Here is a 24511-nt window from a genome sequence, read left to right as displayed (position 1 = left end):
ACCTCCCTTCACATTTATCATTTTTTACTTTTCTTTCCATACTTGATTAATAACTAAAACTTCTTCTAAATGTTTAAAATCAACTACAGGCTCAATGACAGCAGATTTATTCAACTTATTAGGATTTTCTTGTATATCTTTTATGATACCTATCAAAATACCTGGTGGGTAGATTTCTGATAAATGTGATGTCACTATTTCATCACCCTTTATTATACTTGCTGATCCTTCAATAAAATCTACTTTACAACTTCCAGAATATTGTTTTTCCCCTTGAACTACACAGGTATCAGAGGTTCTTAATATCTTAGCACTTACCTTACTTGAATCATCAATAATAGATTTAACTTTGGCATAATTCTTACCTACTTCAAAAATGTGTCCAACTAGACCATTTCCTGCAATAACAACCATATTAACTTTTAAACCATCATCAGTTCCTTTATCAATTTCAAAGACATCATACCAATTACCTTCTTTTCCAATTACTGAAGCACCTATTTTAGGGTAACTTGGATACTTTTTATCCAATGCGTATAAATCTCTTAGTCTATCAAGTTCAATCTTATCTTGTTGAAGTATTTTATTTTCATAGCGTAACTTATCTACTTCATCTTGCAATTCTTTATTCATACTCTCAAGAGAGTTAATATTTTTTACAAAATTGACCTTATCAATAACCCAATCACCAAATACATTAACACCTTTTTGTATAGGTACTACAACACTTGCTATACTATTTTCTACAGGACTTACTTTTGAGCGGGATTCCCATGTAAAAATAATAAGAACCAAACATATCAGTGTCATCAATAACAGAATATACTTTACTGGAAACTTTTTCTTCTTGAGCATTTTTTACAATCCCTCCCTCTGTATCACTAAATAGACATATCATATTCATCATAACCCTATCTTAACTTATTTTCACGTTTTGATGATATTAATATCTCTTCGTATTGTTTCATATCTCTAAGAATTGTATCTATTCCATTTACAACACATTCTTTTGGATTTTCTACTAAATTAATTGACAGAGAAGTTTCATTTTTTATTAACACATCTAAATTTCCCAGAAGTGAACTTCCCCCAGTTAGATATACACCTGTTTCCAATATATCAGAAGATAACTCTGGTGGAGTCTTTTCTAAAATGTATTTAATAGCATCTATTATAACATTAATATCCTCTTTCAAAGCAATATCAATATCTTCATTTGTAACAGTTACTCTCTTAGGTAGTCCAGTAACTACATCTCTTCCAACTACTTCAGTAGATATAATTTCTTCTTCTTCATCTATAAAAACATATCCAATTTCTTTTTTGATTTTTTCAGCTGATTTTTTACCAATATAAATACTATATTTTCTCTTGACATAGTTTTTTATATCATCATCAAATTTGTTACCACCTACTTTTAATAATTTACTTATAACAATACCTCCAAGGGAAACAACCGAAACTTCAGTAGTACCTCCACCAATATCAACTATCATATTACCATAAGGTTTTAGAACTTCGATTCCTGCACCTACAGCAGCTGCTACTGGTTTCTCTATAAGATAAACCCTTTTGAATCTAAATCCTGAATGGACAAATAAATCGTATAAAGCTTTTCTTTCAACTTCTGATACATCATTAGGGACACTGACTATTGCAACATTATTAGAGAATTTTTTTCCCATTTTAAGATTTCTCAATTGCATTTTAAGCAGCTTACCCATGTTATCAAAGTCAGCAACTACCCCATATTGAACAGGGCTATTCATAATAATATGAGCTGGTGTCTTTTCCAACATTTCATAAGCTTCTTCTCCTACAGCAACAATGTCTTTTTTACTCTTATCTATAGCAATAATCTCAGGTTCATCTAATACAATGCCCTTATCTCTTTGACTGATATGCATAACTGATGTACCCAAATCAAATCCTAATTCTCTACTAAACATAAAAATCTCCTTTCAAATCCTTGCATCATCTACAGTTACGTTCTTATTATTCTAGTTATATGCATAGTTTAAAAAGCCCAAAATGCCATTTACTATGTATACTCTTTTATATTATCTCCAAATATGGTAAATTATTTTCTTAAATTTTGGTTTACACAGTTAAAGAATAGGACTATTTGTTTTAATTTTGAAATATGCCTTGCTCTTTTAAGCTGATATAATTACCATCTCCAATTATAATGTGGTCTAATAATTTTATTCCAATAATGTCTCCTGCATTAATTATTCTTTTTGTAATCAAAATATCCTCTCTACTAGGAGTCGGATCACCACTAGGGTGATTATGCAACAAGATCACATGTACTGCATTATGTTTTAGCGCTTCAATAAACACCTCTCTAGGATTAATTAATGAAGCATTAACTGTTCCTACTGTAAGAAATTTATCGGATATAATTTGATTTTTAGTATCTAGAAATACAATTTTCAAATGCTCTTGCTTTAGATATCTAAGCTCTTCCATAAAAATGGACGCAATCGTTCCTGGAGAAGAAATCTTGAATTTCGTAACTGCATTATTTTTAGAAATACGCTTTGACAATTCTGCAATAGCTTTGATTTGTATTGATTTAACTCTTCCAATACCAGATACTTTCTGTAAATCTTCTAAAGACAATTCGTATATTCCCCTTATACCTTGTTTTTTGATTCCCAGTATTCTTTGAGCTAATTCAATGGAACGTTCCTTTTTAGAACCACTTTTTATAACAATAGCTAGTAATTCTGCATCAGATAGTGAACCTGGACCACAAGTCTCTAGCTTTTCGTAAGGTCTCTCTGATAAAGGCAGATCTTTAACCCTCATCCTACTGTCGATTTCCATTATTAATACCCCCTAAATATAATAAAAAAATATGGTATTGAGTTAAGACTGTATTAAACTTAAACTATTAGTTTATACCTATTTCTTAACTAAGGAAAATCTATATTGAATAAACAATTTAAATATATATTCATTTAATTTAGATTTTCCTTAATTAATAATAACTTATTGTGTTGAATGTAATATTACACAATATATAAATAGAGTTAAGGTTAATAACTAACTCTCAACTCTAATAGATAAATTTAATTAAGATATATAGTATATAAATATAATTATCTACTTATTTTTTATCTTACTTAACAATCTGAAAATAATTAACCCCTAGTTTACTTAATCCTTTATATAATTTATTTAACGGCAATCCCATTACATTATAATAGTCACCATTTATCTTTTCAATTAAAATTGATCCTACCCCTTGAATACCGTATGCACCAGCTTTATCTAGCGGTTCGCCTGTGCTTATATAACAAGTTATCTCTTCCTCATTCAATTCTTTCATATATACTTCTGTAACTTCATGAGATATATAATTTTCATCAGAGTTCTTGTCCAATATAGCGATACCTGAATAAACTAAATGTTTCTTTCCAGATAATTTTTCCAAGTACTCCCTGGCTTGTCCAGTATCTCTTGGTTTTCCTAGTATCTTGTCTTCATAAACTACTACTGTATCACAACCTATTACCAAAGAATCATTATCAGCTATTTTAGAAACGCTATTAGCCTTTTCATATGCAAGCTTTTCAACAAATTTCCATGGTATATCTTGCTCAAAGCTATCTTCATCCACCTGACTTACTTTTATATCAAAATCTAAATTAAGTCTTTCAAGCAATTCTTTTCTTCTGGGGGATTTGGAAGCTAAAATAATATTTTTCAAAACCTTCACTTCCTATTTTATAATTTTCTATAAACAAGTATACCAGCAATTATACCCAAAATACTTGTAATAGTAATCTTGAAATTCAACTGTAAAACAAGTACTAAAACTTCTAGATTCAATTTTACTGGATTTTCCATCCCGAATTCTAGTCCATAATTAAGCCATCTAAGCCATTCGACATTCTTTGCAAGAGAACCCAAAAATCCTCCTAAAACGATACCAGCTAGTATGAGTAGAAATAGCGCCCATCCATTTTTATTAGTTCTTCTGTAACTCATTACATTCACCCCTTCAAATCTTGTTCAACACTAACTATATCCTTTATTAAGGAGTCCCTTAATGAGATAATTTTATCATATATAGAAAACTTTGTATAGACAAAAAACATTTTTTTTAGAACAATTTCCTAAAGTAGTAAAACCCAGGCTATATATATATTTATTTCCAATATTGTATTTTTTATTGATATAGGAAATAAATGTTGAAAATAGATTAATTTATTGTCTAATAGTAGTAAATTATTTTTGGGCAATAGAAAAGCAGGTATTTAAACCTGCTCTTTTACTGTAATTGCGTGTGTTGGACACTTTTCTACACATTTCATACAACCGGTACATTTATCATAATCAATTTTTGCTAAATTATTTTCAACACTTATTGCATCAAACTCACAAACCTTAGTACATAAGCGACAGCCGATACAACCAACGTCACAACTTAATTTAACATCTTTTCCTTTGTTATTGGAGTTACATTCAACTCTAATATTATTGTCATATGGTACAAGTTCTATCAAGCTCTTAGGACATGCTTCAATACACATACCACATGAAGTACATTTCTCTTCATCAACTTGAGCGATCCCATCTACAATATGAATTGCATCAAACATACATGCATTAACACAACTTCCAAGTCCTAAACAACCATATTCACATGCTTTTGAACCATTTCCTTGTAGAAAGTTAGCATTTTTACAATCCATAACTCCTACATACTCATATTTTTCTCTAGCTTTATCACATGTTCCTTGACATTTTACAAAAGCGACTTTTTTAGCATCATCAGTACTCTCTATACCAAGTAGAGTAGATATTTTTGCCGCAACATCTGAACCGCCTACAGGACATCCATTTGGTTTAGCATTACCTTCAACTACAGCTTTTGCAAATGCATCACAACCTGCATATCCACATCCACCACAGTTAGCACCTGGAAGTATATCTCTTACTTTAGGTACTTTGGGGTCAACCTCAACAGCAAATTTTTTCGCTGCAACTCCCAGACCTAAACCGAAGACAATACCTAGTCCCCCTATACTTAAGGCAGGATATAATATACTAGTCCATTCCATATCCGTATCCTCCATTTCTAATAATTAAAACCATATATACACATGAAACCAATTCTACTGAAAATGTTGTTAAGTTCTAAATTGAACCTTAAGCTTCTCTAATTAAATCACTGTTCATATACTATTACTATTATTTAATAAGACCTGAGAAGCCTAAGAATGCAATTGCCATTAATCCAGCTGTAATAAGTACTATCGGATAGCCTTTAAATGATTTAGGTATATCATTGAATTCAATTCTCTCTCTAATACCTGCTAGAATAACAATAGCAAGAGTAAAACCTACAGCTGTTCCAAATCCATTAATGATACTTTTGATTAATGAATATTCAGCTTGCATATTTATAACAGCAACACCAAGCACAGCACAGTTAGTAGTGATAAGTGGTAAATAAACACCTAATGCTTGGTAGAGTGATGGGCTACTTTTTTGAATAATCATCTCAACAAGTTGTACTAATGAAGCTATTACAAGTATGAATGCAATAGTATATAAGTATTCTATATGGAAAGTCACCAAAATGAATTTATATACTAAATATGATATTATAGACGCTAAAGTCATAACAAATGTAACTGCGAGTCCCATTCCAAATGAAGTCTCTACTTTCTTGGATACTCCTAGAAAAGGACATATTCCTAAAAACCTTGTAAGTACAACATTATTAACCAATATTGCACCAATAAAAAGTAATAATAATTCCATTTAATCCCCTCCTCTACGCTTTCTTAGAATCTTTGTCTTTTATTTTGTTGAATATAGCAAATAATAATCCAAGTACTATAAAAGCGCCAGGAGCTAAAATCATAATTGTAATTGGTTCATAACCTGCTGGCATTACATAAGTCTCAAGAGCAGTACCACTAAGTACAGTTCCAGCACCAAATAGTTCTCTAACGAATCCGATGATTGTTAAGGCAAATGTAAAACCAAGTCCCATTGAAACACCATCAACAATTGCTGGTAAAGCACCATTTTTTGCTGCAAATGCTTCTGCTCTTGCAAGAACGATACAGTTAACAACAATAAGTGGTATAAATAATCCAAGTGCATTATATAATGCAGGTACAAAACCTTGTAAGAACAAATCTACCATTGTAACAAATGATGCTATAATAACAATGAATGCTGGAATCCTAACTTTTGAAGGTATGATATTTCTAAGTAGAGATATTACTAGATTAGAAAACAACAATACCACTGTAGTAGCAAGTCCCATACCAATTCCGTTAAAAGCTGAAGTCGTTACCGCGAGTGTTGGACACATTCCTAATACTTGAACAAAAGTTGGATTTTCATCGATTAATCCATTTTTGAATACTTTACCTAGTTTCATCTTACTGTGCCCCCTTACTAAAATTACTATTAAAATAATCACTAGCTGCATTAACAGCATTAGTTACTGCTCTAGAAGATATTGTTGCACCACTTAGTGCATCTATCTCAGTATCAGTATCCGCTCCATCTTTAACTACAGTCAACTGTTTTGTAGGCTTTGCCACGAACTGATCCTTAAACTTGTCATTATCAGCATTAGCACCAAGACCAGGTGTTTCACTGTGTTTTATGATGTCGATGCCTGAAATGGTACTATCTGCATTAATACCTACGATTAATTCTATATCTCCACCGTAGCCTTCTTTAGTAACTAATTTAAAAGCATAACCAACAACTTCATCATTTCTACTAGCCTCATAGATCTCAGTAATAACTGGCTGCTTTGATAGATCTTCTTCAATCTGTTCAAAATCTGCATCTTTTATTACACTGTTAAGAGCAGCATCTCTAATTTTTATCTGCTGCATCGCTATAGGTTCTTTAGTCACAGTATATGTTAGACCAAGCAGTAAACCAGCACATACTGTAATAGCAAATAGAATCAAGGCATCTTTAACAATATTATTTTTCATTTTTAGCCACCTCCCCAAAAGCTTTAGGGATTGTAAATTTATCAATCAATGGTACAAAAAGGTTCATTATTATTATTGCAAATGATACACCTTCTGGATAACTACCATATATTCTTATAACCGCAGTTAATATACCACATCCAAGACCCATAATGATTTGTCCTGTTTTTGTCATTGGTGATGATGAATAGTCAGTTGCCATATAGATAGCACCTATCATAAGACCACCACTAAAAACTTGATAAGCAGCATAGTTCATATCAAATCCTCTACCACCAATAATTAAAGAAAGTACGAAGACTGAGCCAATATATAATACTGGTATTCTCCAATTTATTATCTTCCTAGCTAATAGATAGATACCACCCAATAATAAAGCTATTGCTGAAGTCTCTCCAATACAACCTCCTATAAAACCGAAAAATGTATCTGCAATGCTTGGAAGACTTCCTGCACCTTCTTTTATTATTCCTAAAGGTGTAGCTGTTGTTACTCCATCAAGTTCCCATCTAGTCATTAATCCTGCAAAGGATATAAGTAAAAATGCTCTTGCTCCTAGAGCGGGATTCATAAAATTCTGTCCTAGTCCACCGAATAATTGTTTAACGATTATTATAGCCACGACACTTCCTAAAACCGGTAGCCAATAAGGAACTGTATGTGGTAGATTAAGCGCTAGTAATATACCTGTTACAACTGCACTATAATCAGATATACTAAGCTTTCTCTTAGTTATATATTGAAATAGCGCTTCTGATGCAACACATGATATAACGCAAATTAAAACTATAATCAATGCTCTCACACCAAAATTATATATTCCAAATAAAGTTGCTGGCATTAAAGCAATAATTACATCCCTCATAATCTTATCAGTAGTCTTATCTGATCGAATATGAGGTGAAGACGATACTATATATTGATCTGTCACAACTAAACCCTCCTACTTAAAACATTAGAAATAATTTATTGATTCTATATATTTTTATTTCTTTTTCTTAGCCATTATAGTCCTTTTTGTTGTTCTTATAGAATGAGTTAAATGTCTATTGGATGGACATATATATGAACAAGCTCCACATTCTATACAATTCATACCTTTATATTTTACAAACAAGTCATCTTCATTGTTTATAGCAAATTTGTTAAGTTCTAAAGGTAATAGATTCATTGGACATATACTTACACACTTACCACATCTAATACAGTTGCTTTCTTCATTCACTACTGCTTCTTTTTTAGTCAGACATAGTATAGATGAAGAACCTTTTATTACAGGTACATCTAGTGAGAACAGTGCCAGTCCCATCATAGGTCCCCCTGAGATAACTTTGGCAGGTTCTTCCGTGAAACCACCAGCAGCCTCAATTAATTCTCTATAGCTAGTACCAATTCTAACCTTAAAATTCTGCGGTTCTTTTATAGCTCCCCCACTCACAGTAACAATTCTTCTCATTAAAGGTCTTCCTCTGAGAACTGCTCTATGAATAGCTACGACTGTATCTATGTTTTGAACAATACAACCAACATCAGCTGGTAATCCTCCAGCTGGAACTTCTCTCTTAGTTATAGAATAGATGAGTTGTTTTTCAGCCCCTTGAGGATATTTTGTTTTCAAAGTTGCAACGCTGATATTACTAATACCTTTAACAGCTTCTTTCATAGCTTTTATGGCATCTGGCTTATTGTCTTCTATTCCAATAACACCTTTGGCATTTGGAAAAAGATGTAGTATTATCTCAAGCCCTTTTACAACTCTTTGTGTTTCTTCAATCATAATCCTATGATCAGATGTCAAATAAGGCTCACACTCAGCACCATTAACAATTATATGATCAATCTTTTTCTCTGGAGGAGGTGATAATTTTATGAATGTTGGAAATGTTGCTCCACCCATACCTACTATACCAGCCTCTTTTATAATATTAATTATTTCTTCCCTTGAAAGGTTCTTATAGTCCTTTCTTTCTTTCATTGTTTCAATTTCCGTATATTCACCATCATTTTCAATAACAATTGCTTGTACTTTTGAACCATTAGGATGAAGTACATCTTTAATAGCTTTGACTGTACCTGAAACTGTTGCATGGATTGGTGAAGAAACGAATCCTTGAGGTTCTCCTATTTTCTGCCCCATTAACACTTTATCGCCTTTTTTAACTAAAGGTTTGCAAGGTGCTCCTATATGTTGTAACATTGGGAAAACCAAATCACCTTTTGGCATATAAATCTTAATAGGTTTCTTTTCTGTGGAATCTTTAGAATGACTAGGATGAATGCCTCTTTTAAAAGTCAATGCTCCCATTAGTATCCCCCTGTCTTTGTTTGTTTTTAATGAATAAATTATTTTTTTACACTTTAGATATATTACTAATAAATATAATTATTAGTATTTAATGTTGTAATAGTATCCATTTCCATATTAATAATAATACAATTACCGCAGTAATACAAGAATTGATAAAAAAAGTACAAAGTAGCAATTCTGTATAATACTATTAATATGGCACTATTGTTTATTGTATACAATATGCCTCCCTTCTTTTCCCCTTTAATTTACTAAAAAAAGTTATAATTATTAGTAAGTTTGTTAATTAGTTAACATTAGCTGAAATCTATAAGATAAAAAAGCTCAAAGATATAATGTTATACCTTTCAGCTTTTGTCTCCGTCGCTCTTAAGCTCATTAATATTTTCTTTTAAGAATTCCTTTAACCATTTGATAACATCTAAATTAGTTAATGGTACTTCATCACCCAAAACTTCTTTAAGTTCTTTTGTAGTTATATCAAATGAGTTCTCATTATAGTAATGCTTATATTGTATATCAATATCACCATTAGATGAAATAAGAGTTGCCATTGTTGCTACCATATCACCTATAGGTGGTCTATCAATATGATTATAATCCATACTGGCTTTTATATAAGTACCTTGTTTGCTAGATGAATCTATCTCCAATCTACCATTACAAATGTTACAAGTATTATCTAACAATGGTATTCCCAAGCCTACACGTCTCATTGTTCTTGATGTAGTGAAAGGATTACGAATGTCTTTTAATATTTCTTCGTCTATTCCTGTCCCATTATCTTTAATACTGAATTCAAAAATATTGTCTTTGATTAATTCTTTTACTATAATAGTAATTATGTTTGCATCAGCTCTTATACTATTCTGTGCAATATCAAGTATATGCATAGATAATTCTTTCATATTTAACAGATTCCTTTCATAAAACCTCTAAATATTTTTGATTCCCTTTGCTACAAGATCGCTAACCATTTCATAAGATGATTTTTTTGTAGTCAATATAGGTATATTTTCCTCATCTGCCTTTGCGATAGCATCTTCTTCAACCTTAAATCCTTCTGATACAATAATACACGCAGAACCAGTAAGTACTGCTACTGCTACTATATTAACATGGCTTTGAATTGTAATCCATACATTACCCTCTTTTGCTTTACCCATTACCACGCTTAATAAATCACCTACAAAACCGCCTTTTATTTCACCTTGTAACCCTTCTTTACCAGCAACCAATTCAAGGTTAAGCTTAATTTTTAATTCTTCAACTGTCATTGTGATGACCTCTTTTCTAATATCTTATTATTTATAGTTTCATTACTAATGGATGGTGGCATTTTTTGTGCTAATGTAACCATTTGTTCAGCCATTTCTCTTACCTTTTGTCTTAACATGAACACACAATCCTCTATATTGGCTTTACCACAGACTATATCTTCGGCTAATGCTCTGCAAGTCGGTGCCCCACAGGAACCACAGTCAATCTTTGGTAAGATATCATAGATTTTTTCTAAGTGTTCTAACTTTTCTATGGCTTTTTCTACATCATCATCAAGCTTCATGACTTGTTTAGTTTCTAATGGTTTAGACCAATACAGATCAATTTTTTCATCAAATAATGGTATATCCCGTTTTTTGCCTTCACCACTATTGTATTTCTTTATTTTATCCATCCTATTACTGGAAACAAAGCAATTCTCTACAGTTAGGGGACCACCAAGACATCCACCAACACATGCTAGACATTCAATGAAATTAACATCATCAAGTTTACCATTTTCTACTTTCTCCAGTATTTTGATAACATTTTCAATACCATCTACAGCTATATGATTCTCAATACCAGATGCATATCCTTCACCACCAGTATGAGCCCAGCCTATACCTGTATTACTACTCATTTGTAGTATCTCAGGTTCTTTTATCGTCTTTATTACTGGAACTAGTTTTAGATATATCTCTTTTAGTGAAATAACACCATCTACATAGGATTCATCAATAACTTGTGGCTGTTTACTATTAGTAACTTTTGCAGCACAAGGTGATATAAAGAATACTCCTATATCTTCTTTTTTGATTCCTTTACCTACCAAGTATTTTTTAGCATATCTTGCCATAGCCTCTTTTGGTGATATGATTGGTAAAATATTAGGTATTAAAGAAGGAAATCTAATTTGAATAAGTTTTACAATTGCTGGACATGCAGAAGATATAACTGGTTTAAGTAAATTACCTTTTTCTAGCATTTTTTTACTTTCTTCAGTTATAATCTCAGCTGCCCTTGCAACTTCAAAAACCTCATCAAAACCTAGTTTTTTTAATCCTGTCAAAATAATATTAGGGTCAACAATACCTCTAAATTGTGTATACAATGTAGGAGCTGGTATAGCTACTTTAAATTTATAGTCGTTTATTTTATCTAATGGTTCTGTTATTGCTTTTTTAGCATGGTTACGACAGACTCTAATGCACATACCGCAATCAATACACCGCTCGTCCATAATATGTGCTTTCCCATTTCTAACTCTTATGGCTTCTGTTGGACAACGCTTAATACAATCTGTACAACCAATGCATTTATCTATATCTAACCTTACAGAATGTAGTACTTCCTCCATACTTAGCCTCCTTAAAACCATTTATTAAATTAATACCTTCTAATTTTTTATGTTAAAAGTTAGTTCAAGTTTTGTTCCTTCTCCCAATTTCGTCTCTATTTCCATGTTATCACTATGTTTCTTTATGTTAGGTAATCCCATTCCTGCACCAAAACCCATTTCTCTAGCTTTTCTTGATGCAGTAGAGTAACCTTCTTGCATTGCCAAATCAATATTTTCTATTCCTGGACCTTCGTCGTTGATAACAACATCTATGGTTTCTGGAGTTATCTCTACATCAATAACTCCTCCATTAGCATGAATTACCATATTTATCTCTGCTTCATACATACATATGGATACTTTTCTAATAATAATAGGAGATATTCCAAGTTGTTTTAAAGTCTTTTTTAATTTACTTGATGCAACTCCTGCAGAAATAAACTCGCCACCTTCAACATCATAATGAATCTTCATCGTGAGCTATCTCCTCTCCTTCTAAACCATTTTTATACAGTAAGCCACATGCTGTAAATAAAGTATGTTTAGTTGTTAACAAAATAATGTTTTTCATTTCAGCCATACGTATCAGTTCACTGCTAGGTCTTTTACCTCTCACAAAAGCTATAGCATTAATATCTAACATCTCAGCTGTTCTAATCACCTGAGGATGAACAAGTCCTGAAAGTAATATGATATCATTTCTGACAAATGCCAATACGTCACTCATTAGATCGCATCCATAACCGTAGTCTATATTCAAATCCAACATGTCTTCCCCAGTCAATATGTCTGCATCTAATATTTCTCTAATTTCACTTACGAGCACTTTACCACCCCCAATTTATTATGTAATATTCATTTTCACATAGATATTATAACAAATTGTTATGAATTTGACAAACTAGACTTCGCATCTTTTAACATTTTATTTGCTATAGGGAATGGTTCTGTAACTCTTTCTAATATACCTTTTACATAAGCAATAAGTACACCATAATTAACTATAGGTATATTATTGTCTAGTGCCACTTTGATTCTATGTTGTACTTCTCTTCTATTCAACATACATCCACCACAATGAACTATTAGGGAATAATCCTTCAGGTTATTAGGATATTTGAATCCACTGGAAAATTCAAATTCTATATCTTTACCTGTATATTCTTTAATCCATCTAGGGATTTTTACAGTACCGATGTCATCTGATTGTCTATGGTGGGTACAACCCTCTGCTATTAATACCTTATCTCCATCTTTTAAAGATTCTAACTTCTTAGCACCTTCTATCAGCTTGATTAAATCTCCCTTGTATCTTGCAAATAATATGGAAAAGGAAGTAAGCATTATATTATCAGGCGTATCCTTTGATACTCTCTCGAAAACTTGAGAATCAGTAATAACAATTTTAGGTTTCTTGCCAATGTTTTCAAGAGTCTCTTTTATTTTGTATTCCTTGGTCACAATAGAGATTGCATCATTATCTAATATATCTCTTATAACTTGCTGTTGAGGTAAAATAAGTCTTCCTTTTGGTGCAGCTGTGTCAATAGGAACTACTAATACTACAAAATCACCTGATTCAATAATATCTCCAACCAATTCATGACCTTTATCATTATCAGGAAGCAGTCTAATAATTTCATTCTTAAGCTCTTCTATACCTTTATTCTCTATGGCTGATACTGGAATTAATTTAAGGGATAACTCTTTTTCCATTGATTTCAATTCATCTTTTGATATATTTTTGATGTCTGTTTTATTGACTACACCTGCCACAGGTATTTTTTTATCTTTTATGCTCTTCAAAATACCTTTTTCAAAATCTGTGATTCCTGATTCTGCATCAATGGTTAATATTGCTAGATCCGTCTTATTAAGAACGTCCAGTGTCTTTTTCTTTCTAAGTTCTCCCAATTCACCTTCATCATCCAGTCCAGCTGTATCAATAATCACAACTGGACCTATTGGAAGTATTTCCATAGCCTTATATACTGGATCTGTAGTAGTTCCTTTTACTGATGATACTAATGCTATATCTTGATTGGTTATAGCATTAATAATACTGGATTTTCCTGCATTCCTTTTTCCAAATAGCGCAATATGCACTCTATCTCCTCTAGGTGTCCTATTCAAACTCATAACCTGCCTCCTTGTGTCCAATATGGATTATATCTATAATGCAAGTAATTCTTTATCGTCTTTCTGTTCTTTGTCCTTCTTGTCTATATATTTATCAATAACTTTACCTTCATTTTTTTCTTCAAGGTTACTCTTAGCTACAGATAACATTAATTTTATTCTATTAAGTTGATTTACTTCACTAGCACCTGGATCATAATCAATAGCTACTATATTAGCTCTCTTATATTTTTTTCTGATTGGTTTGATCATTGATTTACCTACTACATGATTAGGCAAACATGCAAATGGTTGAACACAGACAATATTTTCTACGCCTTCTTTAACTAATTCTACCATTTCTCCAGTCAAGAACCATCCCTCACCAGTTTGGTTACCAAGAGATATCAATTCTTCTGCATATACTGCTTTTTCATCAATTGAAGATGGCGCTCTGAAGCGTTTACTGTTTTCTAAGGCTTTCTTAGATGTTTTCCTGTACATCTCAATAACTTTTATTGCTATTTTACTGAGAGTCCAACCTTTTTTGGTTCCGTTTAGCTTCTCATATTTGAATTTATTGTTATAAGCACAATACAAGAAGAAATCTAATAAATCTGGAACACTAGCTTCAGCACCTTCTTTTTCTAGAGTTTCAACTAGATTGTTATTTCCAATTGGATGATACTTAATAAGTATTTCTCCGACTACTCCAACTTTTGGTTTCAATATATCTCTTATTGGGAGTTCATCAAACTCTTTGACAATGCCTTTCATATTCTTCTTGAATTCATGTATTCTGCCGTTTTCAACATTTTTGAGTGCTTTTTGCTTCCATTTATCATATAGTTTATCAGCTGATCCTTTTACTTTCTCATAAGGTCTTGTTGCATATAGCACTCTCATTAAAACATCACCGTATATTGTTGCTACAAGAGCTCTATGTATCAAAGGTATAGTAAATTTGAATCCTGGATTAGTTTCCAGTCCTGATGCATTAATTGATACAACAGGAACGCTATTAATGCCTAAATCATCTAAAGCTTTTCTTATGAAACCTATATAATTAGAAGCTCTACATCCTCCTCCTGTTTGAGTAATGAATACGGAAGTATTATTCAAATCATATTTACCTGATTTTAATGCCTTTATGATCTGTCCTACAACTAATATAGATGGATAACATGCGTCATTATTTACATGTTTCAAGCCTTCCTCAACTGCACCTGGGTCCACATGTGGAAGTATAACCACATTATATCCCATCTTCTTTAGACCTACTTCAAAAAAGTCAAAATGCATAGGTGACATTTGTGGCGCTAATATAGTATGGTTCTTCTTATCTTCTTTAGTGAATACTACCCTGTCATGGTTAATCTGTTTTTTAACAGGTTGGATACCACTCTTATCCCTTTCATCTAGGGCGGCTTTTAGTGAGCGCATTCTTATTCTTATAGCACCCAAGTTATTACCTTCATCTATCTTGATTAAAGTATATATTTTACCATGCTCGCCAAGTATATCGTGAACTTGGTCTGCTGTAACTGCGTCAACTCCACAACCAAAGGAGGTTAGCTGAACAAGTTCAATATTATCTTTTTTACCAACAAATTCAGCAGCAGCATATAATCTTGAATGATAAGCCCATTGATCCAATACTCTAAGAGGTCTTTTAACATTACCTAGATGACAAATAGAATCCTCTGTCAGTATAGCCATACCTAAATCTGTTATTATATTAGTTAATCCATGATTTATCTCTGGATCTATATGATAAGGTCTTCCAGCTAATACAATTCCTCTATTACCTGTTTCATCCAGATATTTTACAACTTCTTCTCCCTTTTTCCTTATGTCATTTCTGACATTCATCTTTTCTTTCCAGGCTAAACCAGCAGCTTCATAAATCTCTTCTTTGCTAATACCACTGCCTTCTAATTCTTCTGCTAACCTTTCTGCTAGACGTTCTTCCTTATCCATAGGCAAAAATGGGTTAAGAAACTTAATATTTTCATTTTCCAAGTCTTCTACATTATGTTTTATGGTTTCAGGATAAGATGTAACTATTGGGCAATTAAAATTATTGTCTGCACCTTTTATTTCTTTCTCTTCATATGGTACGCATGGATAGAATATAGTTTTAATACCTTTTCTTATAAGGTGCATAATATGTCCATGTACAATCTTAGCTGGATAACAAGCTGATTCTGATGGTATTGTTTCAATACCTTCCTCATACAATTTTTTAGTTGAACGAGGTGATATAATAACCCTATAGCCCAGTTTAGTAAAGAAAGTGAACCAATATGGGTAATTCTCATATAGATTAAGTACTCTTGGAATACCTATAGTACCCCTTTTAGCTTCTTCTTCACTTAATGGTTTATAATCAAATAATCTTTTATATTTGAAATCATATAGATTAGGGATATTCTTGCTTTTCTTCTCTCCCCCAGCCCCTCTTTCACATCTGTTACCTGATATATGTTCTCTTCCTCCTGGGAATTTGTTGATTGTAAGTAAACAATGGTTATTACACAAAGGACATCTTTTCAGATCTGTTTCAAATGTAAAGGAATCTATCTGATTTGCTTCTAATAAAGTACTTTCTAGTCCGTTATCTCTTTCTTTTGCGATTATCGCAGCACCAAAAGCACCCATTATTCCTGCTATGTTCGGTCTTATAACTTCTCTTTCAGATATTATTTCAAAAGCTCTAAGTACTGAATCATTGTAAAAAGTTCCACCTTGTACAATAATTTTTTCACCCATTTCCTTAGGATCTCTTATCTTAATTACTTTTTGTAAAGCATTCTTTATAACAGAATAAGATAATCCTGCAGATATATCATTGATAGTAGCTCCTTCTTTTTGAGCTTGTTTTACTCTTGAATTCATGAATACAGTACATCTTGAACCTAGATCAACTGGATTCTTGGATTCTAAAGCTGATTTTGCAAAGTTTTCAATATTCATATTTAATGATTTTGCAAAGGTTTCTAAGAATGAACCACACCCAGATGAACAAGCTTCGTTCAATAGAATATCGTCTATTACACCATTTTTGATTCTAAGGCACTTCATATCCTGTCCACCAATATCCAATATGAAATCTACCCCCGGTAAAAAGGTATTGGCAGCCTTATAATGTGCAATTGTCTCTATTTCACCAATATCCACTTTTAATGCTTCTTTTATTAATGCTTCTCCATAACCTGTTACAGTAGAATTAGCTATCACTGCTTTGTCAGGCAAAATGGAATATATAGTCTTTATGATATCTACAGTCTGCTTTAATGGCTTTCCACCATTACTTCCATAATATGAATATAGTAATTTTCCATCTTCATCAATCAATGCTACTTTAGTAGTTGTAGAACCTGCATCAATACCAAGATAACACTTACCTTCATATGTTGATAGTTCTCTTCTTTCTACGACATTTTTACTATGTCTTAACATGAATGAATCCAATTCTTCTTTATCTTTGAATAGTGATTGTAATCTTGCTACTTCATTAGTACCTGTATCAATAAGGTTTTCCATTCTTTCTAAAATGGATTTGAAAGGTACTGGTTCTTCTTTTTTAGACTCTATAGCTGCACCTAATGCCACAAAAAGTTGTGAATGAGGTGGTATAATTGATTGTTTACTTGTTAAATTTAAGGTTTCAATAAATCTCTGTCTAAGCTCAGATAAAAAGTAAAGTGGTCCACCTAAAAAAGCAATATTACCTCTTATTGGTTTACCACATGCCAGACCACTTATAGTTTGATTAACTACTGCTTGAAATACAGATACAGCAATATCCTCTTTGGCAGCACCTTCATTCAGTAACGGTTGGATGTCTGTCTTTGCAAAAACTCCACATCTAGCTGCTATTGGATATACTACTTTATGTTTCTTAGCAAGCTCATTGAGACCCATTGCATCTGTTTCTAGTAAAGAACTCATCTGATCAATAAAAGCACCAGTTCCACCAGCACAAGTTCCATTCATTCTTTGCTCAATCGTGTCACCTTCAAAATATGTAATCTTAGCATCTTCGCCACCTAATTCTATGGCTACATCTGTATCTGGTATTTTTAAGTTGATAGCTTTTGTACATGCAACTACTTCTTGTATGAAAGGTATATTAATCCATTTAGAAACAGCCATTCCACCAGAACCTGTCACCATTACGGTAATATCTGAATCACTAAAATGAGAGTAAGCTCTTTTTATTAACTTACCAACTGTTAATCGTATATCAGAAAAATGCCTTTTATATTTACTATATAAAATTTCTCCTTGTTCATTTAATACTACTATTTTTACCGTAGTTGAACCTACGTCCAATCCAACATTTAATATGTTATTCATATATTCGCAAAAAAATGCTTCGCCTCCTATAACTCGTTGTCTCCTATAACAATAATGATTATTATTATATTATACCATTTTACCATAACATTCAACTTAATATTTTATTAATATTAGTCAAAAGTAAAAGTGTGCCAAAGCACACTCTCAATTATCTTCTCTTATTTAATTCCTTACATATGTCTTCCCAAGTAGTATTTTTCTCAACCATCAATACTGATAAATGGTATATTAAATCAGATATTTCATAGATAATTTCATCATTTCCTTCATTCTTGGCTCCAATAATTACCTCTGCAGATTCTTCTCCAACTTTCTTAAGAATTTTATCAATTCCTTTATCGAATAAGTAATTTGTATAAGAACCTTCTTTTGGATTTTCTTTTCTATCTGCTATGACATTATATACCTCTTCAAATATCTCAAATACGTTTTGTTTTTTCTGTTGTAACTCACTGCTTTCCAGGACTTCTTTATTATCTATATCTATGTTTTTGTAAAAACAAGAATAGTTTCCTGTATGACATGCAGCTCCTTCTTGCTTAACTTTTACCAATAAAGTATCATTATCACAATCCAAAGCCATACTAACTAAATGCTGATAATGACCTGATGTCTCTCCTTTTAACCATAAGCTTTGTCTGCTTCTGCTGAAATAATGTACTTTCTTAGTCTCTATAGTCTTATTGAAAGCCTCTTTGTTCATATATGCCACCATCAACACTTCGTTACTGGAATAATCTTGAGTAACAACTGGTAGTAAACCATCTGAATTTAATTTTAATTTGTTGAAATCCATTCTATTCATTCCTTTCGTGAAATTATTCTTCTATTATATAAGTTATATAGTTATAATCTTACAGGTATTTCATTACTGTCTAAGTATTTTTTTAGTTCAATAATCTCTATTTCTTTAAAATGAAACAGTGAAGCCGCAAGAGCAGCATCAGCCTTTCCAAAAGTCAATACATCCTTGAAATGTTCCATATTCCCAGCACCGCCTGATGCAATAACTGGTACATCAACTATTTCACTAATTTTTTTAGTTAGTTCTATATCATAGCCTGATTTGGTCCCGTCTTTATCCATGCTTGTAAGTAATATTTCTCCTGCACCACGTCTACATACTTCCTTAGCCCACCAGATAGCATCAATATCAGTATTTATTCTACCACCATTGATATAGACATCCCAACTATTATGTTCTTCGTTTCTCTTCGCATCAATTGCAACGACTACACATTGATTACCAAATCTATTAGCAGCCTCATTGATAAGTTCAGGTCTTCTTATTGCCCCTGAGTTGACAGCAACTTTATCAGCTCCAGCCCTAAGTATTTTCTTGAAGTCGTCAAGGGTCTTGATACCGCCCCCAACCGTTAATGGTATAAAAATTTCCTTAGCAGTTTTTCTTACTACATCTACTATGGTATCTCTTCCTTCATGAGTAGCAGTAATATCCAAGAATACAATTTCATCTGCCAAACTCTTATTATATATTTTAGCTACTTCAACAGGATCACCTGCATCTATTAAATTAACAAAATTAATTCCTTTTACAACTCTCCCCCTATCAACATCTAAACAAGGGATGATCCTTTTTGATAACATATAAACACCCTTTCTTACATATAAAGAACTCTATTTTAGTTTTTAATATCATTAATTATAAAAGTAAGTCTAGTTAGTTCTCAAACAATGAAATGGCTTCTTTTAGATCAATTTTATTGGTATACAGTGCTTTTCCAATTATAGCTCCCTCAGCGTTAATTTTTTCTACATCTTTAAGGTCTTTTATAGAAGATACACCACCAGATGCAATAATATCAAGACCTGTTTCATCTATTAGATATTTTGTATAATCTACATTAGGACCAATGAGCATACCATCTTTTGAAATATCTGTATACACGATTGTTTTCACACCGTATCCTTTCATTTGTTTACACAAATCAAGAGCTGACACGACACTTAGTTTTTCCCATCCGTTAATAGCGACCATACCATCTTTTGCATCTATCCCAACAACAATTCTTTCTTTGCCAAATTTCTTAACAGCATCTTTTACGAAGCTAGGATTTTTTACTGCCAAGGTTCCTATGATAACGCGAGTTATCCCAACATCTAGTCTCTCTTCAATATCTCTGATTGATCTTATTCCTCCACCTGTTTGAACAGGTATGTGAACACTGTCAACTATTTTTTTAATAGCCTCTTTATTAGTCCAATTACCATCAAGTGCACCATCCAAGTCAACAACATGGATATATGATGCTCCATTACTTGCCCATTTCTCAGCTATTGTATATGGGTCATTGGAATAAACTGTCTGTTCATTGAATTTTCCTTGTTTCAACCTAACACATTTACCATTTTTAATATCTATTGCTGGATATAATCTCATAACTTTCCTCCATCCGTATTACAAAACATCTATTATAAAGAAACAAAATTTCTAAGTATGGAAAGCCCTATAACTCCACTTTTCTCAGGATGAAATTGCAAAGCAAATATATTATCCTTTTGTGCTGCTATCTGAATCTCTTTCCCATAGTTAGTTGTTGCACAAACAATGTCTTCTGAAGTTTCCAAATGATATGAATGAACAAAATAAACATGTATATTTTTTGGTAATCCTTTAAACAAAGGCTCTTCTTTAACAATATTTAATTTATTCCACCCCATATGTGGTACTTTTAGATTAGTATCAAATCTAACGATATCTCCATGTAATAGTCCCAAACCTTCATGTGAGCCATATTCACTTGATGAGTCAAACAATAGCTGCATTCCTAGACATATCCCTAGAAGCGGTTTGCCTTTTTTTACACTATCATGTATGAATAAATCGATCTTTTTTTCCTTAATAAGATTTATAGCATCTTTAAAAGCACCTACACCAGGCAATATAAGCTTATCTGTCTTTTCCAATTCCTGAACATCAGAAGATATTATATAGTCTACACCAATATATGAAAGTGCATTAGATATACTTCCTAGATTACCCATTCCATAATCAATAATACCAATCTTCATCACATCCACCCTTTCTTAAAGTACTTTTTCATATGATTCTATTATCTTATAATTTTAAAGAACCCCTTTAGTAGTAAGTGCACCTTTTATCCTAGAATCTACTATTGTAGCTTGGTCAAGTGCATTTCCAAATGCTTTGAATATACCTTCAACGATATGGTGATTGTTCTTACCATCCAACAATTTGATATGTAGATTCATTTCAGCATTCATGGATATAGCTCTAAAAAACTCTTCTACCATTTCTGTATCCATAGTACCAATTCTATCTGTAGTAAGTTCAACATCAAAATTCAGATATGGTCTTCCAGATAAATCTAATGCACATAATACTAAGGTTTCGTCCATAGGAATAATAGCAGAACCATATCTTTTAATACCTGTTTTATCTCCAATAGCTTCTTTTATGCATTTGCCAAAAACAATACCTATATCCTCTATTGTATGGTGGCAATCAACCTCCAAATCACCTTTGCATTTGATATCAAGGTCAAATAACCCATGTTTGGATATATGAGTCATCATATGGTCAAAAAACCCAACACCTGTATCAATATCATAATCTCCAATTCCATCTATATTAAGTTTTAGACTAATATCTGTTTCATTAGTCTTTCTATCCATCTCACTTATTCTCTTCATCCTATAAACTCCTTTTTAATTAATGTTAAATATCAGTACTTTTTCATGACCTTTATTAATTGTTCATTTTCTTCTTCAGTACCTACAGTAACTCTGATACAATTAGCCAATTCCCCTTGTTCTCCATAACCTCTAACTAGAATCTTATGTTTTTCTAGTTTTGCAGCAATATCAGCATCTGATACTTTTATTAATAAATAATTAGCATGTGAAGGATATACCTTATCTACATAATATATTTCTTTCAGATTATCAATTAACCATTTTCTATTATTAATTATTTCTTTGATTTTCTTATTATATTGTTGACTATTTTCTATTACGATCTTAGCTAAAAATTGAGACAATGCATTAAGATGATAAGGTGGAATTACAATATTAATCGTATCTACCATACTCTTGGAAGCAATACCATACCCAACTCTAAGACCTGCTAATCCATAAGCTTTTGAAAAAGTCTTTAGCACAATAAGATTATCATATTTTCTGAACTTACCTATCATTGTATCATCTATATATTCACTATAAGCTTCATCAATAATAAGAGGACACTCAATCTTTTGCAATAGTTTTTCAATGTCTTCTATAGTCATAATGTTGCCTGTGGGATTATTAGGTGTACATATAAATACACATTTTGGTTTAACTTCATTGTATAAATTAAGTATCTTATTTACATCATAAGAGAAATCTTCATTTAATGTAAATTCAACTGGAATACCTCTATTCAATTTTGTTGCTAGTTTATACATACTAAAAGAAGGTGCTGGCATTAATACCTTATCTCCTGGTTCCAAAAAGACCTTCAATATGCAGTCAATCAATTGGTCAGAACCAACTCCACATACTACATTCTCTTTTTCTACTTGCCAAAACTTAGCTAAAGCATTTCTTAATTCATTACAATCAGTATCTGGATATCTTCTGATATTATTACAGTCATCAAGCCACTCTTTTACTTTATTTATAACTATTTCATCATGAAGATAGGGATTTTCATTAGCATCTAATTTGACATCATATTCTTTTAAAGGAGCATGGTATGGCGTAAAATCTTTTAAATCTCTTCTTATATAATCTTTAATCATTTTCAAATCTCACCTTTATCGAATTTGCATGCGCTGTTAATTTTTCAGCATTAGCAAATTTTATTATATCTTCTTGTAATTCTCCCAGTGCTTCCCTGTCAAAAGAAATGATACTTGATTTCTTAATGAAATCATCTACACTTAATGGTGAAAAGAACTTAGCTGTTCCATTAGTAGGTAAAACATGATTAGGTCCAGCCATATAATCACCTAAAGGTTCAGGACTATAATTTCCTAAGAAAATTGCACCAGCATTTTTAATCTTAGGCAGTACCATAAAAGGTTCTTTCGTACAGATCTCCAAATGCTCTGGTGCTACCATATTACTCAGCTTAACAGCATCATCTATTGATTTTACAACTACTATTGCCCCAAAATCGTTAAGTGACTTTTCCAAGATATCTTTTCTACTTAAATAATCTGTTTGTCTTATTAACTCTTTTTCTACCTCTTTTCCTAAAACATCACTGTCAGTAACTAAAATAGCTGAAGCCAATTCATCATGTTCTGCTTGTGATAATAGATCAGCTGCAACATATTTTGGATTAGCGCTTTCATCTGCTATAACTAACACTTCACTAGGACCAGCTATAGAATCTATGCTTACATGTCCATACACAGCCTTCTTAGCAAGAGCAACAAATATATTACCAGGTCCAACAATCTTATAGACCTTAGGAATAGTTTCTGTCCCAAATGCTAACGCAGCCACTGCCTGGGCTCCACCTACTTTGTATATTTCATCAACACCACATTCATTAGCCGCAACTAATGTAACAGGATTCACTTTCCCATCTTTATCAGGTGGCGTCACCATTACTATCTGTTCTACCTCTGCTACCTTAGCAGGCATAACATTCATTATGACAGATGATGGATAGACAGCTTTCCCTCCTGGAACATACACTCCAACCTTCTCTATTGGTGTAACCTTCTGTCCCATGATACTGCCTGAATCACAACTATCAAACCAACTATACTTCTTCTGCTTCTCATGATACTCCTTGACCCTCTTCTTGGACCTTCTTATGATTTCAACTAATTCCTCATCAACCTGCTCATAAGCCTCATCAATCTCTTCTTTCGTTACCTTCAAAGATTTCTCATCCAATTTTACATTATCAAACTTCTCCCCATATTCAAAAATGGCTTTATCTCCATTATTCTTCACATTATCAACTATACTAGCCACTATCTGCTCATACTTCCCATAATTATCAGGCGCTCTATCAAACAACATCTTATATAGTTCATTATCTGAACAATCACTATAACTAATATATCTCATACTATTATCACTCCTTTATTGATCACTACCATATTAACTTTTACTATAGCCTAGTAGGTGAATATATATACAAATAAAGCG

General features: G+C 32.2%; 24 protein-coding genes and 1 pseudogene. All 25 read right to left on the bottom strand.

Annotated elements, in window-relative coordinates; all coding sequences use genetic code 11:
• Positions 1-24: 24 nt before the first annotated feature.
• Entirely contained in the window at positions 25-855 is an 831-nt protein-coding gene (gene mreC / locus HYG85_RS22615; protein WP_113675094.1) for a rod shape-determining protein MreC, read from the bottom strand.
• Positions 856-911: 56 nt separating this feature from the next.
• Positions 912-1949, bottom strand: a complete 1038-nt coding sequence (gene mreB, locus HYG85_RS22610) for a rod shape-determining protein (RefSeq protein WP_113675095.1) — start codon at positions 1947-1949, stop codon at positions 912-914.
• A 181-nt stretch (positions 1950-2130) separates the two neighbouring features.
• Positions 2131-2832 (bottom strand): RadC family protein, encoded by a 702-nt coding sequence (radC, locus tag HYG85_RS22605; protein WP_113675096.1) that lies wholly within the window; start codon positions 2830-2832, stop codon positions 2131-2133.
• 295 nt (positions 2833-3127) lie between these two features.
• Positions 3128-3718 (bottom strand): Maf family protein, encoded by a 591-nt coding sequence (locus HYG85_RS22600; protein ID WP_113675097.1) that lies wholly within the window; start codon positions 3716-3718, stop codon positions 3128-3130.
• A gap of 17 nt (positions 3719-3735) precedes the next feature.
• Positions 3736-3999: a DUF4321 domain-containing protein gene (locus HYG85_RS22595; RefSeq protein ID WP_113675098.1), complete on the bottom strand. Its 264-nt coding sequence runs from the start codon at positions 3997-3999 to the stop codon at positions 3736-3738.
• Positions 4000-4268: 269 nt separating this feature from the next.
• Entirely contained in the window at positions 4269-5075 is an 807-nt protein-coding gene (locus HYG85_RS22590) for an RnfABCDGE type electron transport complex subunit B (protein ID WP_113675099.1), read from the bottom strand.
• Between the two features lie 130 nt (positions 5076-5205).
• Positions 5206-5781: an electron transport complex subunit RsxA gene (gene rsxA, locus HYG85_RS22585; RefSeq protein ID WP_113675100.1), complete on the bottom strand. Its 576-nt coding sequence runs from the start codon at positions 5779-5781 to the stop codon at positions 5206-5208.
• Positions 5782-5794: 13 nt separating this feature from the next.
• Positions 5795-6412 (bottom strand): electron transport complex subunit RsxE, encoded by a 618-nt coding sequence (rsxE, locus tag HYG85_RS22580; RefSeq protein WP_113675101.1) that lies wholly within the window; start codon positions 6410-6412, stop codon positions 5795-5797.
• A 1-nt stretch (position 6413) separates the two neighbouring features.
• Positions 6414-6986: an RnfABCDGE type electron transport complex subunit G gene (locus tag HYG85_RS22575; protein ID WP_212691534.1), complete on the bottom strand. Its 573-nt coding sequence runs from the start codon at positions 6984-6986 to the stop codon at positions 6414-6416.
• On the bottom strand, positions 6976-7917 hold the full coding sequence (locus tag HYG85_RS22570) for an RnfABCDGE type electron transport complex subunit D (RefSeq protein ID WP_113675103.1): 942 nt from the start codon (positions 7915-7917) through the stop codon (positions 6976-6978). Before HYG85_RS22570 ends, HYG85_RS22575 begins: the two co-directional genes overlap by 11 nt.
• 54 nt (positions 7918-7971) lie before the next feature.
• On the bottom strand, positions 7972-9291 hold the full coding sequence (gene rsxC / locus HYG85_RS22565; protein ID WP_113675104.1) for an electron transport complex subunit RsxC: 1320 nt from the start codon (positions 9289-9291) through the stop codon (positions 7972-7974).
• A 350-nt stretch (positions 9292-9641) separates the two neighbouring features.
• On the bottom strand, positions 9642-10202 hold the full coding sequence (locus tag HYG85_RS22560) for an ATP-binding protein (protein ID WP_212691533.1): 561 nt from the start codon (positions 10200-10202) through the stop codon (positions 9642-9644).
• A gap of 27 nt (positions 10203-10229) precedes the next feature.
• The gene (locus HYG85_RS22555; RefSeq protein ID WP_212691532.1) at positions 10230-10571 is read right to left on the bottom strand and encodes a DRTGG domain-containing protein; all 342 of its coding nucleotides are present in this window, start codon (positions 10569-10571) and stop codon (positions 10230-10232) included.
• Positions 10568-11914 (bottom strand): [Fe-Fe] hydrogenase large subunit C-terminal domain-containing protein, encoded by a 1347-nt coding sequence (locus HYG85_RS22550; protein WP_113675107.1) that lies wholly within the window; start codon positions 11912-11914, stop codon positions 10568-10570. Before HYG85_RS22550 ends, HYG85_RS22555 begins: the two co-directional genes overlap by 4 nt.
• A 39-nt stretch (positions 11915-11953) precedes the next feature.
• The gene (locus tag HYG85_RS22545; protein WP_113675108.1) at positions 11954-12370 is read right to left on the bottom strand and encodes an ATP-binding protein; all 417 of its coding nucleotides are present in this window, start codon (positions 12368-12370) and stop codon (positions 11954-11956) included.
• Positions 12354-12722 (bottom strand): hypothetical protein, encoded by a 369-nt coding sequence (locus HYG85_RS22540; protein WP_113675109.1) that lies wholly within the window; start codon positions 12720-12722, stop codon positions 12354-12356. Before HYG85_RS22540 ends, HYG85_RS22545 begins: the two co-directional genes overlap by 17 nt.
• Positions 12723-12781: 59 nt before the next feature.
• A complete protein-coding gene (gene hydF, locus HYG85_RS22535) occupies positions 12782-14035 on the bottom strand; it encodes a [FeFe] hydrogenase H-cluster maturation GTPase HydF (RefSeq protein WP_212691531.1) in 1254 nt (417 codons plus the stop codon).
• 33 nt (positions 14036-14068) lie between these two features.
• On the bottom strand, positions 14069-18376 hold the full coding sequence (locus tag HYG85_RS22530; protein ID WP_212691530.1) for a 2-hydroxyacyl-CoA dehydratase: 4308 nt from the start codon (positions 18374-18376) through the stop codon (positions 14069-14071).
• Between the two features lie 151 nt (positions 18377-18527).
• Positions 18528-19175 (bottom strand): annotated as a pseudogene (gene hisIE, locus HYG85_RS22525) (bifunctional phosphoribosyl-AMP cyclohydrolase/phosphoribosyl-ATP diphosphatase HisIE); the annotation flags it as partial.
• Positions 19176-19225: 50 nt separating this feature from the next.
• On the bottom strand, positions 19226-19987 hold the full coding sequence (hisF, locus tag HYG85_RS22520) for an imidazole glycerol phosphate synthase subunit HisF (RefSeq protein ID WP_113675112.1): 762 nt from the start codon (positions 19985-19987) through the stop codon (positions 19226-19228).
• 73 nt (positions 19988-20060) lie between these two features.
• On the bottom strand, positions 20061-20780 hold the full coding sequence (gene hisA / locus HYG85_RS22515) for a 1-(5-phosphoribosyl)-5-[(5-phosphoribosylamino)methylideneamino]imidazole-4-carboxamide isomerase (protein WP_212691528.1): 720 nt from the start codon (positions 20778-20780) through the stop codon (positions 20061-20063).
• Positions 20781-20812: 32 nt separating this feature from the next.
• Entirely contained in the window at positions 20813-21412 is a 600-nt protein-coding gene (gene hisH / locus HYG85_RS22510) for an imidazole glycerol phosphate synthase subunit HisH (RefSeq protein ID WP_212691527.1), read from the bottom strand.
• A 54-nt stretch (positions 21413-21466) separates the two neighbouring features.
• Positions 21467-22054 carry an imidazoleglycerol-phosphate dehydratase HisB gene (gene hisB / locus HYG85_RS22505; RefSeq protein WP_212691526.1) on the bottom strand — a complete coding sequence of 196 codons (588 nt, stop codon included), beginning with the start codon at positions 22052-22054 and terminating at the stop codon, positions 21467-21469.
• A gap of 32 nt (positions 22055-22086) precedes the next feature.
• Positions 22087-23142, bottom strand: coding sequence for a histidinol-phosphate transaminase (hisC, locus tag HYG85_RS22500; protein WP_212691525.1), 1056 nt, complete (start codon positions 23140-23142; stop codon positions 22087-22089).
• Positions 23135-24430 carry a histidinol dehydrogenase gene (hisD, locus tag HYG85_RS22495; protein WP_212691524.1) on the bottom strand — a complete coding sequence of 432 codons (1296 nt, stop codon included), beginning with the start codon at positions 24428-24430 and terminating at the stop codon, positions 23135-23137. The genes hisC and hisD overlap by 8 nt, the downstream gene beginning before the upstream one ends.
• Positions 24431-24511: the final 81 nt, after the last annotated feature.

The organism is Vallitalea guaymasensis, assembly GCF_018141425.1.
GTDB classification, from domain to species: domain Bacteria; phylum Bacillota; class Clostridia; order Lachnospirales; family Vallitaleaceae; genus Vallitalea; species Vallitalea guaymasensis.
The sequence above is the reverse complement of the archived record's forward strand: the minus strand, read 5'-3'. Positions and strand labels throughout refer to the sequence as shown.

What these genes read in the sequence shown, in the direction of transcription:
- mreC (WP_113675094.1), bottom strand. Translation starts at nt 855, where the DNA reads ATGCTCAAGAAGAAAAAGTTTCCAGTAAAGTATATTCTGTTATTGATG.
- mreB (WP_113675095.1), bottom strand. Translation starts at nt 1,949, where the DNA reads ATGTTTAGTAGAGAATTAGGATTTGATTTGGGTACATCAGTTATGCAT.
- radC (WP_113675096.1), bottom strand. Translation starts at nt 2,832, where the DNA reads ATGGAAATCGACAGTAGGATGAGGGTTAAAGATCTGCCTTTATCAGAG.
- HYG85_RS22595 (WP_113675098.1), bottom strand. Translation starts at nt 3,999, where the DNA reads ATGAGTTACAGAAGAACTAATAAAAATGGATGGGCGCTATTTCTACTC.
- HYG85_RS22590 (WP_113675099.1), bottom strand. Translation starts at nt 5,075, where the DNA reads ATGGAATGGACTAGTATATTATATCCTGCCTTAAGTATAGGGGGACTA.
- rsxA (WP_113675100.1), bottom strand. Translation starts at nt 5,781, where the DNA reads ATGGAATTATTATTACTTTTTATTGGTGCAATATTGGTTAATAATGTT.
- rsxE (WP_113675101.1), bottom strand. Translation starts at nt 6,412, where the DNA reads ATGAAACTAGGTAAAGTATTCAAAAATGGATTAATCGATGAAAATCCA.
- HYG85_RS22575 (WP_212691534.1), bottom strand. Translation starts at nt 6,986, where the DNA reads ATGAAAAATAATATTGTTAAAGATGCCTTGATTCTATTTGCTATTACA.
- rsxC (WP_113675104.1), bottom strand. Translation starts at nt 9,291, where the DNA reads ATGGGAGCATTGACTTTTAAAAGAGGCATTCATCCTAGTCATTCTAAA.
- HYG85_RS22560 (WP_212691533.1), bottom strand. Translation starts at nt 10,202, where the DNA reads ATGAAAGAATTATCTATGCATATACTTGATATTGCACAGAATAGTATA.
- HYG85_RS22555 (WP_212691532.1), bottom strand. Translation starts at nt 10,571, where the DNA reads ATGACAGTTGAAGAATTAAAAATTAAGCTTAACCTTGAATTGGTTGCT.
- HYG85_RS22550 (WP_113675107.1), bottom strand. Translation starts at nt 11,914, where the DNA reads ATGGAGGAAGTACTACATTCTGTAAGGTTAGATATAGATAAATGCATT.
- HYG85_RS22545 (WP_113675108.1), bottom strand. Translation starts at nt 12,370, where the DNA reads ATGAAGATTCATTATGATGTTGAAGGTGGCGAGTTTATTTCTGCAGGA.
- hydF (WP_212691531.1), bottom strand. Translation starts at nt 14,035, where the DNA reads ATGAGTTTGAATAGGACACCTAGAGGAGATAGAGTGCATATTGCGCTA.
- HYG85_RS22530 (WP_212691530.1), bottom strand. Translation starts at nt 18,376, where the DNA reads ATGAATAACATATTAAATGTTGGATTGGACGTAGGTTCAACTACGGTA.
- hisF (WP_113675112.1), bottom strand. Translation starts at nt 19,987, where the DNA reads ATGTTATCAAAAAGGATCATCCCTTGTTTAGATGTTGATAGGGGGAGA.
- hisA (WP_212691528.1), bottom strand. Translation starts at nt 20,780, where the DNA reads ATGAGATTATATCCAGCAATAGATATTAAAAATGGTAAATGTGTTAGG.
- hisH (WP_212691527.1), bottom strand. Translation starts at nt 21,412, where the DNA reads ATGAAGATTGGTATTATTGATTATGGAATGGGTAATCTAGGAAGTATA.
- hisB (WP_212691526.1), bottom strand. Translation starts at nt 22,054, where the DNA reads ATGAAGAGAATAAGTGAGATGGATAGAAAGACTAATGAAACAGATATT.
- hisC (WP_212691525.1), bottom strand. Translation starts at nt 23,142, where the DNA reads ATGATTAAAGATTATATAAGAAGAGATTTAAAAGATTTTACGCCATAC.
- hisD (WP_212691524.1), bottom strand. Translation starts at nt 24,430, where the DNA reads ATGAGATATATTAGTTATAGTGATTGTTCAGATAATGAACTATATAAG.